The following is a 14,060-nucleotide window of genomic DNA, read 5'->3' as shown; positions in this document are numbered from 1 at the left end:
CCGCATCAGCCGCCCTCCTTCGGCCAGACGCGATAGCGCTCCGCATCCTGCCGTCGGAAGTCGAGGCCAAGGCCCGGCCGCGACAGGTCGGGGGCGATGTGGCCCGCGTGCGGCTCGGGCGCGCCGTCGAAGAACATCCTCTCGACGCGGACGTGGTCGAAGAACCACTCCATGTGACGAAGGTTCGGCGCGGCGCAACAGGCATGAAGGTGCAGCGCCGGGGCAGTGTGGGACGACAGAGGCAGCCCGAACGCCTGCGCCGTGGCCGCCGCCTCCATGAAGCCGGTGATCCCGGCGGCGCGGGTGGCATCTGCCTGAAGAACGTCCACCGCCCCGCCTTCGCACATCCGGCGGAAATAGACCTCGTCATAGCCGTATTCGCCTGCGGTGATCTCGACGCCGGGCGGGCCGGCGTCGCGGATCAGGCGCAGGCCCTCTAGGTCGTCGGACGACACCGGTTCCTCGAACCACGTCGCGCCCAGCGTCGCGGCCTCCTCGGCCATCGCCGTCGCCTGCTTGCGGGACAGCGCGCCGTTGGCGTCGATGAAGAGCGCACAGCCATCGCCCATGGCCTCTTTCGCCACGCGCATCCGGCGCGGGTCGTCGGCTGGGTCGCGCCCGATCTTGATCTTCACAGCCGGCAGCCCCTCGGCCGCCCAGCCCCCGGCCTGCTCTGCCAATTGGCGGTCGTCGTACGAGGTGAAGCCGCCGCTACCATAGACGGGAACGCTGTCGCGCCGGCGGCCCAGCAGGTCGGCCAGCGGCGCGTTCAGGAGCTTGCCGCGCAGGTCATGAAGCGCATTGTCCACGGCCGAGACAGCGCAGGAGACGATGCCCGGCCGCCCCAAGTTCCGCGTCGCCCGGATCATGTTGTCCCAGCGCGCGCCGATCGCCATGCCGTCGCGTCCCTCCAGCAACGGCGCCAGCGTCTGCTCGATCAGCAGCGCGGCAGAGACGTCGCAATACGTCCAGCCGAGGCCGGTCTTGCCGCCGGCCTCGACCTCGCACAGGACCATTGTCGTCGCGCTCCACTCCAGCGTGCCGTCGGATTCCGACGTCTCGGTCGGAATCCGGTAGGCGTGCACGTGGATCGAGCGGAGCGCGGCGTCCATTTCAGCTGAAGACCCTCTTGAAGGTCTGCTTGACGATCGACGCCTCATCGGCGTCGCCCTTCATCAGCGTCTTGAGATAGTTCATCGCCTGCTCGCGCGTCACCGTCGGCGGCACAGTCGGCACGTTCGGATCGGTATAAACGTTCAGCACGCAGGGCCGGTCGGCCGCCAGCGCCTCGTCCCACGCCATGCCGACCTGTCCCGGCTCGGTCACGCGCAGGCCCTTCAGTCCCAGCATCTCGGCATAGGCGGCATACTCGAAGTCGGGGACGTTCTGCGTTTCCTCGACCTTCGGGAAACCGCCCATGGCGCGCATCTCCCAGGTAACCTGGTTCAGGTCGCCGTTGTTGAGCACCGCGATGATCAGGCGCGGGTCCGACCATTGCCGCCAGTACTTGGCGATGGTGATCAGCCCGTTGATACCCAGCATCTGCATCGCGCCGTCGCCGACGAAGGCCACCGACACCCGCTCGGGGTGGCAGAACTTGGCGGCGGTGGCGTAGGGCACGCCGGGGCACATCGTCGCCAGCGTGCCGGAGAGCGAGATCATCTGCCCCGGCTTCGCCTTGATCGCGCGGGCCAGCCAGTTTGCCGAGCTGCCGCTGTCGGCCGAGATGATCGCCGTGTCCGGCAGGCGCGGCGAGGCTTCCCAGAACAGAAGCTCGGGGTTGATCGCCTGCGCTTCGAGGCGCGAGCGTTTCTCTACCCCCTCCCACCACTGGGCGACGTTCTTCTCGATCTTCTCGCGCCACTTGCGGTCGGATTTCGGCGTCAGGTGCGGGATCAGCGCCTGCAGCGTGTCGCGGGCGTCGCCGTGCAGGTTGACCTCCATCGGATAACGGATCGACAGCATGCCGGGATCAATGTCGATCTGCACGCCGCGGGCCTGGCCCGGCTTCGGCATGAACTCGGAATAGGGGAAGCCCGAGCCGATCATCAGCAGGCCGTCGCACTCGTTCATCATCTCGGCCGAGGGCGAGGTGCCCAGAAGTCCGATCTGGCCCGTCACGAATGGAAGGTCGTCGGGCAGGGCGGCCTTGCCCAGAAGCGCCTTGGCGACGCCCGTGCCCAGCACCTCGGCCACCTCGGTCACCTCTTTCTCGGCCCCGATGGCGCCCGCACCGATGAGGATGCCGACCTTGTCGCATTCGTTGAGCACCTGCGCCGCACGCATCAGGTCGGCCTCCGGCGGAATTATCCGGGGCTTCGGCGCATATCCGGGGCCGGAATGCACGGTGCCGTGTTCGAGCGGCGGGTCCTTCACCGCATCGCCCTGCGCCACGTCGTCGGGCACGATCATCGCGGTCACGCAGCTGCGCGCTTTCGCGATCCTCAGGCCACGGTCCACCAGGTGGCGCATCTGCGACGGTGCCGAGCACTGGTGCACGTACTCGTGCGCCACGTCCTTGTAGAGCGACATCAGGTCGACTTCCTGCTGGTAGCTCCCGCCAAGAGCCGAGCGGTCCTGCTGACCCACGATGGCGAAGACCGGCTGGTGGTCGAGCTTCGCGTCGTAAAGCCCGTTGAGCAGGTGGATCGCGCCGGGACCGGACGTGGCGAGGCACACGCCCGGCTCGCCCGTCCACTTCGCGTGGGCGCAGGCCATGAAGGCGGCCTCCTCCTCGTGCCGGACCTGGACGAACTCGATGTCGTCCGACCGTCCCAGCGCCGCCAGGATGCCGTTGATGCCGTCGCCGGGGAAGCCGTAGACGCGTTTGACGCCCCAGGCCGAGAGGCGCTCGAGCAGGAAATCTCCGACCGTGTCTGCCATCTCAGTGTCCTTTCCTTGTGTCAGTCCCCGCCGCTGGCGAGGTTGAGCAGGGGAAGCCCCGTTTCGGGGTCCGTGTGTCGCTGAAGCCGCACCGGGTCGATCGTCACCATCACCTCGAGCGTCGGGCGCACGTGCCCTTCCAGCAGGTGACCGCCCCACGCGGTGCCGTCGCGTTTCGAGACGACGGCGTGCGGGTGCACCCGCGCCTCGGCTCCCTGCGTGGCGAAGTTGCCTGTCAGGTTCACGACCTCGACCTGTTCATGGATCTCGATGCGGTCATAGTCCTTCTTGTCGGGGTCGAAGAACCCCAGCGTGACGCCGCTGAACGCGCCGAGCCCGGTGAAGCGCCCGGCGGTCACGCCATAGTCGCGGGCGAAGGTCAGGAGGCTCGCCACGGCCTCTTCGCCGGGATCGAGCACGACGGCGAAGCTGCGTTCCGGGGCGTCCGACAATGTCTTGACTAGCATGTCCCCCTCCCACGGTCTGTTCGGCATAACTCAACTGTTCAACCGCCGCGCCCCGAGAGAGTTCCTGTACGCCGGGCGCGCCGCGCGGCGCGGCAGGGCGGTCGTGAAGACCACCGGCACGCCTGATCCCGCCCCTGCAAAGGGCAGGTGCGAGGCCCGTCGACTGGCGCACGTACCGTTTGTCCCCAGCAGATGTTTCCACTATTCATGAATTATGGAATCGCAACATGTCGACCAGCTCGCCGCCCTCGCGCATCCGCAGCGCCTCGCGCTGTTCCGGCTGCTCGTGCGACGGTATCCCGATGAACTGTCGGCCGGGGAGATCGCCGCTGTTCTGGGCGTTCGGCAGAATACCCTTTCGACCTACCTTAACAGCCTGCGGCAGGCCGGGCTGATCCTGCAAAAGCGGGACGGCCGGTCGTTGCTGTACCGCGCCGAAATGGGGCAGGCCGGCGCGCTGGTGTCGTACCTCGTGACCGATTGCTGCCGCGGCCGCCCCGAACTCTGCCCGACCCTTCCCGACCTCGGATCAGGAGGCACCGCCATGTCGTCCCGGCCTTACAACGTGCTTTTCATCTGCACCGGCAACTCCGCCCGCTCGATCTTCGGCGAGGCGCTTCTGAGCGATCTCGGCGGCGGGCGCTTCAACGCCTATTCCGCCGGCACCCGGCCCTCCTCGGACCTCAACCTCTTCGCGCTGAGCGTGCTCAAGGCGAACGGCCACGACATTTCGCCGCTTCGCGCGAAGAACATCGACGAGTTCCGGAGCGACGCGGCGCCGAAGATGGATTTCGTCTTCACCGTCTGCGACCAGGCCGCGAACGAGGACTGCCCGGCCTGGCCCGGCCAACCCATCACCGCCCATTGGGGTCTGCCCGACCCGGGCAAGGCCACGGGCACCGAGGCCGAGCGGCGGCTGGCCTTCCGGCAGGCCTATGGCGCGCTGCGCAGGCGCGTCGAGGCGTTCGTTTCGCTGAATATCGAGGCGCTCGACCGGCTCGCCCTGCAACGCGCGGTCGACGACCTCGCCGCCAAGAAGGACCTCGCATGACCACCTACGCGCTCAACGGCCTCGGCCGCATCGGCAAGCTCGCCCTTCGCCCGCTGCTCGAGAGCGGCGCCGAGATCGCCTGGATCAACGACGCGGTGCCGGGGCCCGAGTTGCACGCGCACCTGATGGAGTTCGACAGCGTCCACGGCCGCTGGGATGCCGACATCTCGCATGACGGCAACGCGCTCGTCATCGAGGGCCGGCACCGGCCGCTGCACGCGGAACGGCGGATCGAGGATCTGCCGCTCGACGGCGTGGACGTGGTGATCGACTGCACCGGCGTCTTCAAGTCAGAGGCGAAACTCGCGCCCTACTTCGAGGGCGGGGTGAAGAAGGTCGTGGTCAGCGCGCCGGTGAAGGACGGGCCGACGGCGAACGTCGTCTATGGCGTGAACCACGGAACCTACGACCCGGAGGCGCACCACATCGTCACGGCGGCAAGCTGCACGACCAACTGCCTCGCCCCGATCGTGAAGGTGATCCACGAGGGGTTGGGCATCCGCCACGGCTCGATCACCACGATCCACGACGTCACCAATACGCAGACCATTGTGGACCGCCCGGCGAAGGACCTGCGCCGCGCGCGTTCGGCTCTGAACTCGCTGATCCCGACGACCACGGGCTCGGCCACGGCCATCACGCTGATTTATCCCGAGCTCAAGGGACGGCTGAACGGCCATGCCGTGCGGGTGCCGCTTCTGAACGCCTCGCTCACCGACTGCGTGTTCGAGGTGGAGCGCGAGACCAGCGTCGAGGAGGTGAACGTGCTGCTACGTTCGTCGGCCGAGGGGCCGCTGAACGGCATCCTGGGCTATGAGGACCGCCCGCTGGTCTCGGCCGACTACGTCAACGACACGCGCAGCTCCGTCATCGACGCACTCTCGACGATGGTGGTCAACGGCACGCAGGTGAAGGTCTATGCCTGGTATGACAACGAGATGGGCTACGCTCACCGCCTGATCGACGTGGCGCGGATGGTGGGATCGTCACTGTGAGCCGCCCCGAGGGCCTGAGCGCCTATATCGCCGTCACGGCGGCCTACTGGGCGTTCATGCTGACCGACGGCGCGCTCAGGATGTTGGTGCTGCTGCACTTCCACACGCTGGGCTTCTCGCCGGTGCAGCTGGCCTACCTGTTCCTGCTCTACGAACTTGCGGGCATCGTCACCAACCTGTCGGCGGGTTGGATCGCGGCGCGGTTCGGGCTGACATCGACGCTCTATGCCGGGCTCACGATCCAGGTTGCGGCGCTGCTGGCTCTGGCCTTGCTCGATCCGGGCTGGAGCCTCTGGGCCTCGGTCGCCTACGTCATGGCGGTGCAGGGAGTCTCGGGCGTGGCCAAGGACCTGGCTAAGATGAGCGCCAAGAGCGCGGTGAAGGTGCTCGCGCCCTCGGGCGAGGGGGCGCTGTTTCGCTGGGTCGCGGTGCTGACGGGCTCGAAGAACGCAGTGAAGGGGCTGGGCTTCCTCCTGGGGGCGGGACTGTTGGCGCTTGCGGGCTTCGTTCCGGCGGTGCTGGGCATGGCGGTGGTGCTGGCGGCGATTCTGCTGGCCGTCGCGCTGCACATGCCTGCCGGCCTGCCGCAGGGGCGCAAGGGCGCGAAGTTCGCCGAGGTCTTCTCGAAGAACCGCAACATCAACTGGCTCTCGGCCGCGAGGCTGTTCCTGTTCGGCGCGCGCGACGTGTGGTTCGTCGTGGGCATCCCGATCTACTTCTACGCTGCGCTCTCGGACGGAACCGAGGAGGGCAACCGCGCCGCCTTCTTCATGATCGGCAGCTTCATGGCGGTCTGGACCATCCTCTACGGCGGCGTGCAGGCTTGGGCGCCCCGGCTCCTGCGCGCGGCGCGGCGGCCCGAGGGCGAACTGGTGCACGAGGCGCGCCGGTGGGCCGCCCTTCTCTTCGCCGTGCCCGCCGTGCTCTCGGCCACGGCATTGGCGTCGGACGGCCCGGCGCAGTGGCTTACGCTGACGCTGGTGGCTGGACTGCTCGTCTTCGGGGCGGTCTTCGGGGTCAACTCGTCGCTGCACTCCTACCTCGTCCTCGCCTTTTCGACCTCCGAGCGGGTGACGATGGACGTGGGCTTCTACTACATGGCAAATGCCGCCGGGCGTCTGCTGGGCACGCTGCTTTCGGGGCTGACTTTCCAAGTCGGCGGACTGCCGCTCTGCCTGGGCACTGCGGCGCTTCTGGTGGGGCTCAGCTGGATCAGCGCCGGCAGACTGTCACCGCACGCACAGGAGAAGTGTCCCGTATGAGCGCGTTCGAGAGATATCTGAGCCTATGGATCGCTCTCGCCATGCTCGCCGGCATCGGCGTCGGCACTGTGGCGCCCGGGCTCGTGACGGCCGTGGCGGAAGCCGAGATCGCCTCGATCAACCTGGTCGTCGCGGTCCTCATCTGGGCGATGGTCTATCCGATGATGGTCGGCGTCGACTTCGGCGCGGTGGCCGGCGTGGCGAAGCAACCGCGCGGGCTGCTGGTGACGCTTGCGGTCAACTGGTTGGTCAAGCCCTTCACCATGGCCGCGCTGGCGGTGCTGTTCTTCGAGCACGTCTTCGCCCCCTGGATCGCGCCCGATGATGCCGCGCAATACACGGCAGGGCTGATCCTGCTGGGCGCCGCGCCCTGCACCGCGATGGTCTTCGTCTGGTCGCAGCTCACCCGGGGCGACGCCACCTACACCCTGGTGCAGGTGTCGGTGAACGACCTGATCATGGTCGTCGCCTTCGCGCCGATCGTGGCGTTCCTGCTGGGCGTGACCGACATCGCCGTGCCGTGGGAAACGCTGGTGCTGGCGACGATCCTTTACGTCGCCCTGCCGCTCCTCGCCGGGCTCTTGACGCGCCGCAGGCTCGGCGGCCCCGAGGCGATCGACGCCTTCGCCGCCCGCGCCAAGCCGTGGTCGGTGGCTGGCCTGATCGCGACGGTGGCGATCCTGTTCGGGCTTCAGGGGCAGGTGATCCTCGACCGCCCGGCCGTCATCGCGCTGATCGCGGTGCCGATCCTGATCCAGAGCTACGGCATCTTCGCAGTCGCGTACGCCGCCGCCTTCGCGCTGAAGGTTCCGCACCGCATCGCCGCCCCCTGCGCCCTGATCGGCACGTCGAACTTCTTCGAACTCGCCGTCGCGGTCGCCATCAGCCTCTTCGGCCTGAACTCCGGCGCGGCGCTGGCCACGGTCGTCGGCGTGCTGGTCGAGGTGCCGGTCATGCTGACGCTCGTCGCCTTCGCCAACCGCACGCGGCCCCGCTTCGCATCAACGTGAATGCGTCGGCACAGGGTATCGGCACCGACCATGCGCCGGAGCAACGGCCCGGCCAGGGTCTGCGACTCGTGCGCCCGGACCAGTCACGACGCCGCGGATAGCGGCACCCGGAATACACGCATTGCAGCGGCAAGAGGAACTTCCCCTGCCGGCCTAGGTTGAACAGGCAACGCGTCCGCGCAAGCTCCTGTGACTAAAGCCCGGAAGGTTCGCCGACCCCCGATGGAGATGCAGAAGGTTACCAGTGCCACCGGACTCGGGACCCGCGGACTTCTGCTGTTCGTCGTGCTTCTCGTCAGCGGCTGCAGCGGCGTTCAAAGCGTCCTCGACCCGGCGGCGCCGGACGCCCGCCTGATCGCCCGGCTTTCCTGGTGGATGTTCGCCTCGGGCACGTTCGTGCTGATCGTCACGCTGGGGATGCTGCTGGTCGCGGTCAACCTTCAGCGCGGTGGCGACCGCATCGACGTGTCGTTTCGCACCTCGGCCATCATCGTCGCCATCGGTGGCGTGGCCGCGCCGGTCATCGCGATCATCGCGGTCGGCGTCTCGGGCGTGTTGATCGGCGACCAGGCCGAGGGCGCCGAAGATGTCGGCCTGACGGTCGAGGTGCACGGCAACCGGTGGTGGTGGGAGTTTCGGTACCTCGACGAGGCGGGCGAGGTCACGGCGGTCACCGCCAACGAGCTTCACCTGCCGGTGGGCGAACGGGCCCACCTTTTGCTGAAGTCCGACGACGTCATCCACAGCTTCTGGGTGCCGAACCTGCAAGGCAAGACCGACCTGATCCCGGGCGTGACCAACAGCCTTTACACCGAGCCGGAAGTCGCGGGCACCTGGCGCGCGCAATGCGCCGAGTATTGCGGCATCCAGCACGCGCTGATGGCGGCGCTGGTGGTGGCCGAGCCGCGCGAAGCGTTCGACGCCTGGCTGGCGCAGCAGGCGGCTCCGGCGGTGGTGACCGAGCATCCGGGCCTCGACGTGTTCCTCGACTACGAGTGCGGCGAATGCCACGCGATCCGTGGCACGGCGGCCGACGGGCAGAAGGGGCCCGACCTGACGCACCTCGCCTCGCGCGAGACGCTGGCGGCGGCGACGCTGCCCAACACGCCGGGCAACCTGGGCGGCTGGATCACCAGCACGCACAAGGTGAAGCCCGGGGCGCTCATGCCGCCGACCGCGCCCGAGCAGCAGGAGCTTTTCGCGCTGATCGAATACCTGGGGATGCTGGAATGACCGACGTGGGACCGGCGCTGCGCCATCGCGACGACGCGGAGGGGCGCGAGACCCTGGCGACCATCGAGCGGACGTGGCAGTCGCCGAAGGGCTTCTTCGGCTGGTTCACGCACGTCAACCACACCAATATCGGCCGGCGCTTTGTGGCCACGGCGCTGATCTTCTTCGCGATCGCGGGGGTGCTCGGGCTGCTGATGCGCTGGCAGCTTTCGGCGCCGCTGAACGAGGTGCTGGACCCGGACACCTATAACCAGGTCATGACGGTGCACGGCACGGCCATGATGTTCCTGTTCGCGATCCCGGCGATGGAGGGCATCGCGATCTACCTGGTGCCGCTGATGATCGGGGCGCGGGACATGGCGTTTCCGCGGCTCAATGCCTTCGGCTACTACGTCTACCTGATCGGCGGGGTGATCTTCCTTCTGTCTCTCCCGCTCGGGATCGCGCCGGCGGCAGGCTGGTTCAACTATGTCCCGCTGTCGAACAAGGAGTTCAGCCCCGGCCTGGGCGTCGACATCTGGACCACGATGATCACCTTCATCGAGGTCGCGGCGCTCACCGCGGCGGTCGAGCTGATCGTGACCATCTTCAAGCTGCGCGCGCCGGGAATGTCGCTCAACCGCATGCCGATCTTCGTGTGGGCTGTGCTGGTCATGTCCTTCATGATCCTCTTCGCCATGCCCTCGGTCATCGTAGCCTCGGCCATGCTGATGATGGACCGGCTGGTGGACACGCAGTTCTTCGTGGCCGAGGCGGGTGGATCGCCGCTTCTGTGGCAGCACCTGTTCTGGTTCTTCGGCCATCCCGAGGTCTACATCATCTTCGTCCCGGCGCTCGGGATCGTGACGAGCGTCGTCGTCACGTTCGCGCAGCGGCCCGTGTTCGGCTACACGGCGCTTGTTCTGGCGCTGGTCAGCGTCGGGATGGTCAGCTTCGGGCTGTGGGTGCACCACATGTACACGACCGGTCTGCCCTTCATGGGACGGTCGTTCTTTATGGCGGCCTCGGCGATGATCTCGATCCCGTCAGGCGTGCAGATCTTCTGCTGGATCATGACCCTCTGGGGTGCACGGATCCGGTTCGAGGTGCCGATGCTGTGGGTGCTGTCCTTCTTCGCCGTTTTCATCACCGGCGGGCTGACGGGTGTCATGGTCGCCTCGGTCCCCTTCGACCGGCAAGTACACGACACCTATTTCGTCGTCGCGCACTTCCACTACGTGCTGGTCGGGGGTGCGGTGTTCCCACTGATGGCCGGGCTCTACTACTGGTATCCCAAGGCCGTGGGCCGGATGCTGAGCGACAGGATGGGCAAATGGTCGGTGGGGCTGTCCTTCGTGGGCTTCAACCTGGCCTTCTTCCCGATGCACCAGCTTGGGCTGGAGGGGATGCCGCGGCGGATCTATACCTACCTGCCCGAGATGGACTGGGGCTTTCTCAACCAGCTTGCCACGGTGGGGGCAATCATACTTGCCGTCGGGTTCGGGCTGACGTTCTGGAACCTCATCTACAGCGCCTACCGGGGCACGGTCGCAGACGAGAACCCGTGGAACGCGCCGACGCTGGAATGGGCCACCACCAGTCCGCCGCTCAACTGCAACTTCGCGCAGCAGCCCGTGGTGCAGGACGACCGCCCGCTGTGGAGCTGGCCGGAGCGCGGCAAGCGTACAGTCGTCGGCGGCCTGCGCACCGACCGGCGCGAGACGATGGTGACCACGCTGCTCGACGCGCGCCCGCAATCGGTGCAGGTGCTGCCGGGACCGACGCCCTGGCCCTTCGTCAGCGCCGTCGCCGCCTCGGTCGGCTTCCTGGGCCTGATCTTCAGCCCGTGGTTCTACCTCATCGGCTTTTTCGGCGCATTCGTGACGTTCGTGTTCTGGTTCTGGCCGCGCAAGCCCTACAGGGAGGACTGAGATGACGAAGGACATCCCGGTCGAGGTCGCCGTCGACGCCTCCGACATCACGCGCTTCGCGCCGCACACCCATCCGCTCTGGTGGGGTATCCTGGCTGCCGTGGCGATCGAGGCTGCGGTCGTGGCGAACCTGCTTACGAGCTACTTCTATCTCTGGGCGCGCACGGACGCATGGCCACCCGAGGGGGTGGAGCCGCCGCCGCTGCTCTGGCCGACGCTGATCCTTGTCGTCCTGCCGCTTTCGAGCGTGACGATGTGGTGGGCCGGCAAGGGATCCGACGCGGGGCGCATGCGTCAGCTCGCGCTCGGCGTCTCGGCAAGCGTGCTGCTGGCCTGCGTCGCCATCGGCTTCCGCAGCATTCAGATCGCCCAGTTCGACATCCTGTGGAGCGACCACGCCTACGGCTCGATCCTGTGGGCCATCACCGGCTTTCACTACACCCACGTCGTCTCGGCCATCGTCGGGACGGCCGCCGTCGCGATCCTGGCGTGGATGGGGTACTTCACCCCGGAACGGCAGCTCGGCGTAGTCGTTGACACACTCTACTGGTACTTCGTGGCGGGAGTGTATCTTCCCATCTACCTGGTCCTCTATTGGGCGCCGCGGCTTCTTTGAGCGGAGAAGGAGATGCAAGCCGAGAGCGATCCGCAGCAAGACGATCTTATTCTCGCCAAGCAGGAGGGAAGGGAGGCGCTGTCGGCCTGGGCCGGGTGGGTCATGGCGCCGGCGGCGTGGGCGCTGCACCAGGGCATCGGCTACGCGATGGTGCCGTGGCTATGCGCGCTCGGCACGCGCTGGCCCTATCACGCGCTTACGGTCTTCGCCGTAGGTCTCTGCATCGGCGGCGCGCTCATGTCCCGAAAGGCGCTGCGGCGATCGCGGCACATCCGGCCCGAGCACAGCCGTATGCGTGTGCGCATGATGGCGCTGATCGGGCTGATGTTCTCGGCCGCAGCATTCGGCGGGATCTTGGTCGAGTACCTGCCGTCTTTCCTGATCGACACCTGCAATGGGGTGGACCGATGAGGGCGGCGCTTTTCCTGATCCTGATCGCGACACCCGCGGCGGCGCATGCGGACGCACATGCCGAGGCCGGGTCCGTGCTGGTCGCGGTACTTCTGCTGGCGACAGCAGTAGCCTACGTGGCCGGCGCACGGCGGCTTGGCGCACGAGCGGGCTACATGCGCAGTGCGCTGTTCATCTCCGGGCTGGCCTTCACCGCCGCGTTCCTGCTGTCTCCACTGGATGCCTGGGCCGCGCGGTACCTTTCGGCCCACATGATCCAGCATTTCGGGCTGATGCTTCTGGCCGCCCCGCTGATCGTTATGGGTCGGCCGGGCGTGACGCTGCTGTGGGCGCTGCCGCGCGCGGGACGCCGCGCCGCCGGAGGACTCGGGCAGGGGCGCCCAGGGCGGGCATGGCGCGCGGTGACCAGCCCCATCGGCGCGTTTGCCACCTATTTCCTCGTCCTGTGGCTATGGCACGCGCCGCCGCTCTATCAGGCAGCGCTGGGGCAGGACGCGGTGCACGACCTGCAGCACGCGACCTTCCTGGCCGCCGCCCTCATCTTCTGGACGGCCGTGCTCGCCCCCCGACCAGGCGAAGGCAGGGCGGCCGCGCTGCTGGCGATCTTCCTGACCGCGCTGCAAAGCTGCGTTCTGGCCGCGCTGGTGACGCTGTCGGAAACCGTCTGGTACCCGGCTTACGACACCGGACCCTTCGGCATGACGGCCCTTGGGGACCAGCAACTGGGCGGACTGATCATGTGGGTGCCATGCGGCGCGGTGCTGATCGGGGCGGCCGTGGCGACGCTTTCGAGCCTTCTGCGCGACCTCGACCGGCGTAACGGTCGGGCGGAGGCGTCATGAGAGCTTTGGTGCTTCTTCTCGCGCTGACCGCCCCGGCCGCGGCACAGGACCAGTGGGCCGACGTCCGTGCGGCGATAATGGCGTATGGCTGCGGGACGTGTCACGTCATCCCCGACGTTCCCGGGGCGAACGGCGTGACCGGCCCGCCGCTGACCCGCATGCGCGAGCAGGCGTATGTCGCTGGGGTGCTGCCCAACATGCCCGAGGCGCTGACGTCCTTCATCGTCGATCCGCAGGCCATCGACCCGCGCTCGGCCATGCCTGATCTGGGCGTGACGGCGGACGAGGCCGCCCGGATGGCGGCGTTCCTGATCGAGGTGAGCGGCGAATGAGGGCGGCGCTGCGATACTCGGGCGTCGCCGTGCTCGCTGTCGCGTTGGCGTTCGGCGGGGTGTTCGTCTTCGGCGGGTTCTGGGACATCTCGGCGACGCGCCAGCACCCGCTCTGGATCTACCGCGGGCTGGTGCTCGTAAGGGACACGCTCGTTTCCTTCGAGGCGGCGGGCGTCGATGTGCCGGCCGAGTTCGAGCCGGTGGCCGACGCGAAGGGCGCGGCCTTGTACCAGGTACATTGCGCCCAGTGTCACGGCGGACCCGGCGTGGCGCCGGCGGACTTCGCGCTCGGGATGATGCCGGTGCCGCCGCCGCTGGTGCATTCGGCGCGCGAACGGCCGCCCGAGGAGATCTATTGGTTCATCCATGACGGGCTGAAGATGTCGGGCATGCCCGCCTGGTCGATGCGGATGAGCGAGACCGAGATGTGGCGCATCACCGCTTTCGTAGAGGCTTTGCCGACCCTGACGCCTGCGGCCTACCGCGAGCTGGTTCCGCAAGACGAGACTGCGCCTCCGTCCGAGGGGACGCTTGCGGAGGTGGGCGGCATACCCGACGCCGAACGCGGGCGCTTGGCAATGCAGCTCTACGCCTGCCGGTCGTGCCACGAGATCCCGGGGCTCGTGGGCGCGCGGCCGCTCATGGTCGGCCCGCCGCTGGAGGAGGCCGCCTCGCGCCGCTACATCGCCGGCGTGCTGCCGAACACGACCGAAAACATGATGCGCTGGATAATGGACCCGCACGAGGTCGACCCGTTGAGCGTGATGCCCGATCTCGGCGTCAGCGCCGCCGATGCGCGCGACATGACCGCCTATCTCTACACCCTCTCGCCGCCGTACGACGATGGCACGGACGAGGTTGCGGCCGCCGACGCGGATTGATCGAGCAGCGCTCTGCGCCGTGGCGGTGGCGCAGCTTCCCCGAAGTCATTCACGCCAAACCGGAATTCGGCCCGAGTAACGCGCGAAAGTTGGTGATGCCCTGAGGGGCGGCATATCATGGCGGTGTTCAGACGCCGTCAATTCTCAGCCGAGAAAGGGATATGCCA

At 67.7% G+C, this 14,060-nt stretch carries 14 protein-coding genes; 11 read left to right on the top strand and 3 right to left on the bottom strand.

Going from position 1 to position 14,060, the window contains the following annotated elements; genetic code table 11:
* Nucleotides 1–5: 5 nt before the first annotated feature.
* From BM162_RS19605 to BM162_RS19595, 3 genes are read right to left on the bottom strand one after another with little or no spacing between them, the layout of a single operon-like run.
* Nucleotides 6–1,112, bottom strand: coding sequence for an enolase C-terminal domain-like protein (locus BM162_RS19605; protein ID WP_093425315.1), 1,107 nt, complete (start codon nucleotides 1,110–1,112; stop codon nucleotides 6–8).
* A gap of 1 nt (nucleotide 1,113) precedes the next feature.
* Entirely contained in the window at nucleotides 1,114–2,883 is a 1,770-nt protein-coding gene (locus tag BM162_RS19600; protein ID WP_093425313.1) for a thiamine pyrophosphate-requiring protein, read from the bottom strand.
* Between the two features lie 20 nt (nucleotides 2,884–2,903).
* A complete protein-coding gene (locus BM162_RS19595; RefSeq protein ID WP_093425312.1) occupies nucleotides 2,904–3,350 on the bottom strand; it encodes a PPC domain-containing DNA-binding protein in 447 nt (148 codons plus the stop codon).
* A gap of 214 nt (nucleotides 3,351–3,564) precedes the next feature.
* Between BM162_RS19595 and BM162_RS19590 the strand changes: the two genes are divergently transcribed.
* The 11 genes from BM162_RS19590 to BM162_RS19545 all read left to right on the top strand — a co-directional run bounded on the left by BM162_RS19590 (nucleotide 3,565) and on the right by BM162_RS19545 (nucleotide 13,893).
* Nucleotides 3,565–4,401 carry a metalloregulator ArsR/SmtB family transcription factor gene (locus BM162_RS19590; RefSeq protein WP_093425310.1) on the top strand — a complete coding sequence of 279 codons (837 nt, stop codon included), beginning with the start codon at nucleotides 3,565–3,567 and terminating at the stop codon, nucleotides 4,399–4,401.
* A complete protein-coding gene (locus BM162_RS19585; protein ID WP_093425309.1) occupies nucleotides 4,398–5,396 on the top strand; it encodes an ArsJ-associated glyceraldehyde-3-phosphate dehydrogenase in 999 nt (332 codons plus the stop codon). Before BM162_RS19590 ends, BM162_RS19585 begins: the two co-directional genes overlap by 4 nt.
* Nucleotides 5,393–6,658, top strand: a complete 1,266-nt coding sequence (gene arsJ / locus BM162_RS19580) for an organoarsenical effux MFS transporter ArsJ (RefSeq protein WP_093425307.1) — start codon at nucleotides 5,393–5,395, stop codon at nucleotides 6,656–6,658. Before BM162_RS19585 ends, arsJ begins: the two co-directional genes overlap by 4 nt.
* Nucleotides 6,655–7,668, top strand: coding sequence for an ACR3 family arsenite efflux transporter (gene arsB, locus BM162_RS19575; RefSeq protein ID WP_093425306.1), 1,014 nt, complete (start codon nucleotides 6,655–6,657; stop codon nucleotides 7,666–7,668). Before arsJ ends, arsB begins: the two co-directional genes overlap by 4 nt.
* 222 nt (nucleotides 7,669–7,890) lie before the next feature.
* Complete coding sequence (gene coxB / locus BM162_RS19570) at nucleotides 7,891–8,901, top strand: cytochrome c oxidase subunit II (RefSeq protein ID WP_093425304.1); 1,011 nt, start codon at nucleotides 7,891–7,893, stop codon at nucleotides 8,899–8,901.
* On the top strand, nucleotides 8,898–10,811 hold the full coding sequence (gene ctaD / locus BM162_RS19565; RefSeq protein ID WP_093425302.1) for a cytochrome c oxidase subunit I: 1,914 nt from the start codon (nucleotides 8,898–8,900) through the stop codon (nucleotides 10,809–10,811). Before coxB ends, ctaD begins: the two co-directional genes overlap by 4 nt.
* Nucleotide 10,812: 1 nt before the next feature.
* Nucleotides 10,813–11,427, top strand: coding sequence for a cytochrome c oxidase subunit 3 (locus BM162_RS19560; protein ID WP_093425300.1), 615 nt, complete (start codon nucleotides 10,813–10,815; stop codon nucleotides 11,425–11,427).
* A gap of 12 nt (nucleotides 11,428–11,439) precedes the next feature.
* On the top strand, nucleotides 11,440–11,838 hold the full coding sequence (locus tag BM162_RS22985; RefSeq protein WP_177215277.1) for a hypothetical protein: 399 nt from the start codon (nucleotides 11,440–11,442) through the stop codon (nucleotides 11,836–11,838).
* Nucleotides 11,835–12,680 (top strand): cytochrome c oxidase assembly protein, encoded by an 846-nt coding sequence (locus BM162_RS19555; protein ID WP_177215276.1) that lies wholly within the window; start codon nucleotides 11,835–11,837, stop codon nucleotides 12,678–12,680. The genes BM162_RS22985 and BM162_RS19555 overlap by 4 nt, the downstream gene beginning before the upstream one ends.
* Complete coding sequence (locus tag BM162_RS19550) at nucleotides 12,677–13,012, top strand: c-type cytochrome (protein WP_093425296.1); 336 nt, start codon at nucleotides 12,677–12,679, stop codon at nucleotides 13,010–13,012. Before BM162_RS19555 ends, BM162_RS19550 begins: the two co-directional genes overlap by 4 nt.
* Nucleotides 13,009–13,893 (top strand): c-type cytochrome, encoded by an 885-nt coding sequence (locus BM162_RS19545; protein WP_093425294.1) that lies wholly within the window; start codon nucleotides 13,009–13,011, stop codon nucleotides 13,891–13,893. The genes BM162_RS19550 and BM162_RS19545 overlap by 4 nt, the downstream gene beginning before the upstream one ends.
* The last annotated feature ends 167 nt before the right edge of the window (nucleotides 13,894–14,060 follow it).

It is taken from the genome of Tranquillimonas alkanivorans (assembly GCF_900115595.1).
GTDB classification, from domain to species: Bacteria; Pseudomonadota; Alphaproteobacteria; order Rhodobacterales; family Rhodobacteraceae; genus Tranquillimonas; species Tranquillimonas alkanivorans.
This window is presented reverse-complemented; position numbering and strand designations above follow the sequence as displayed.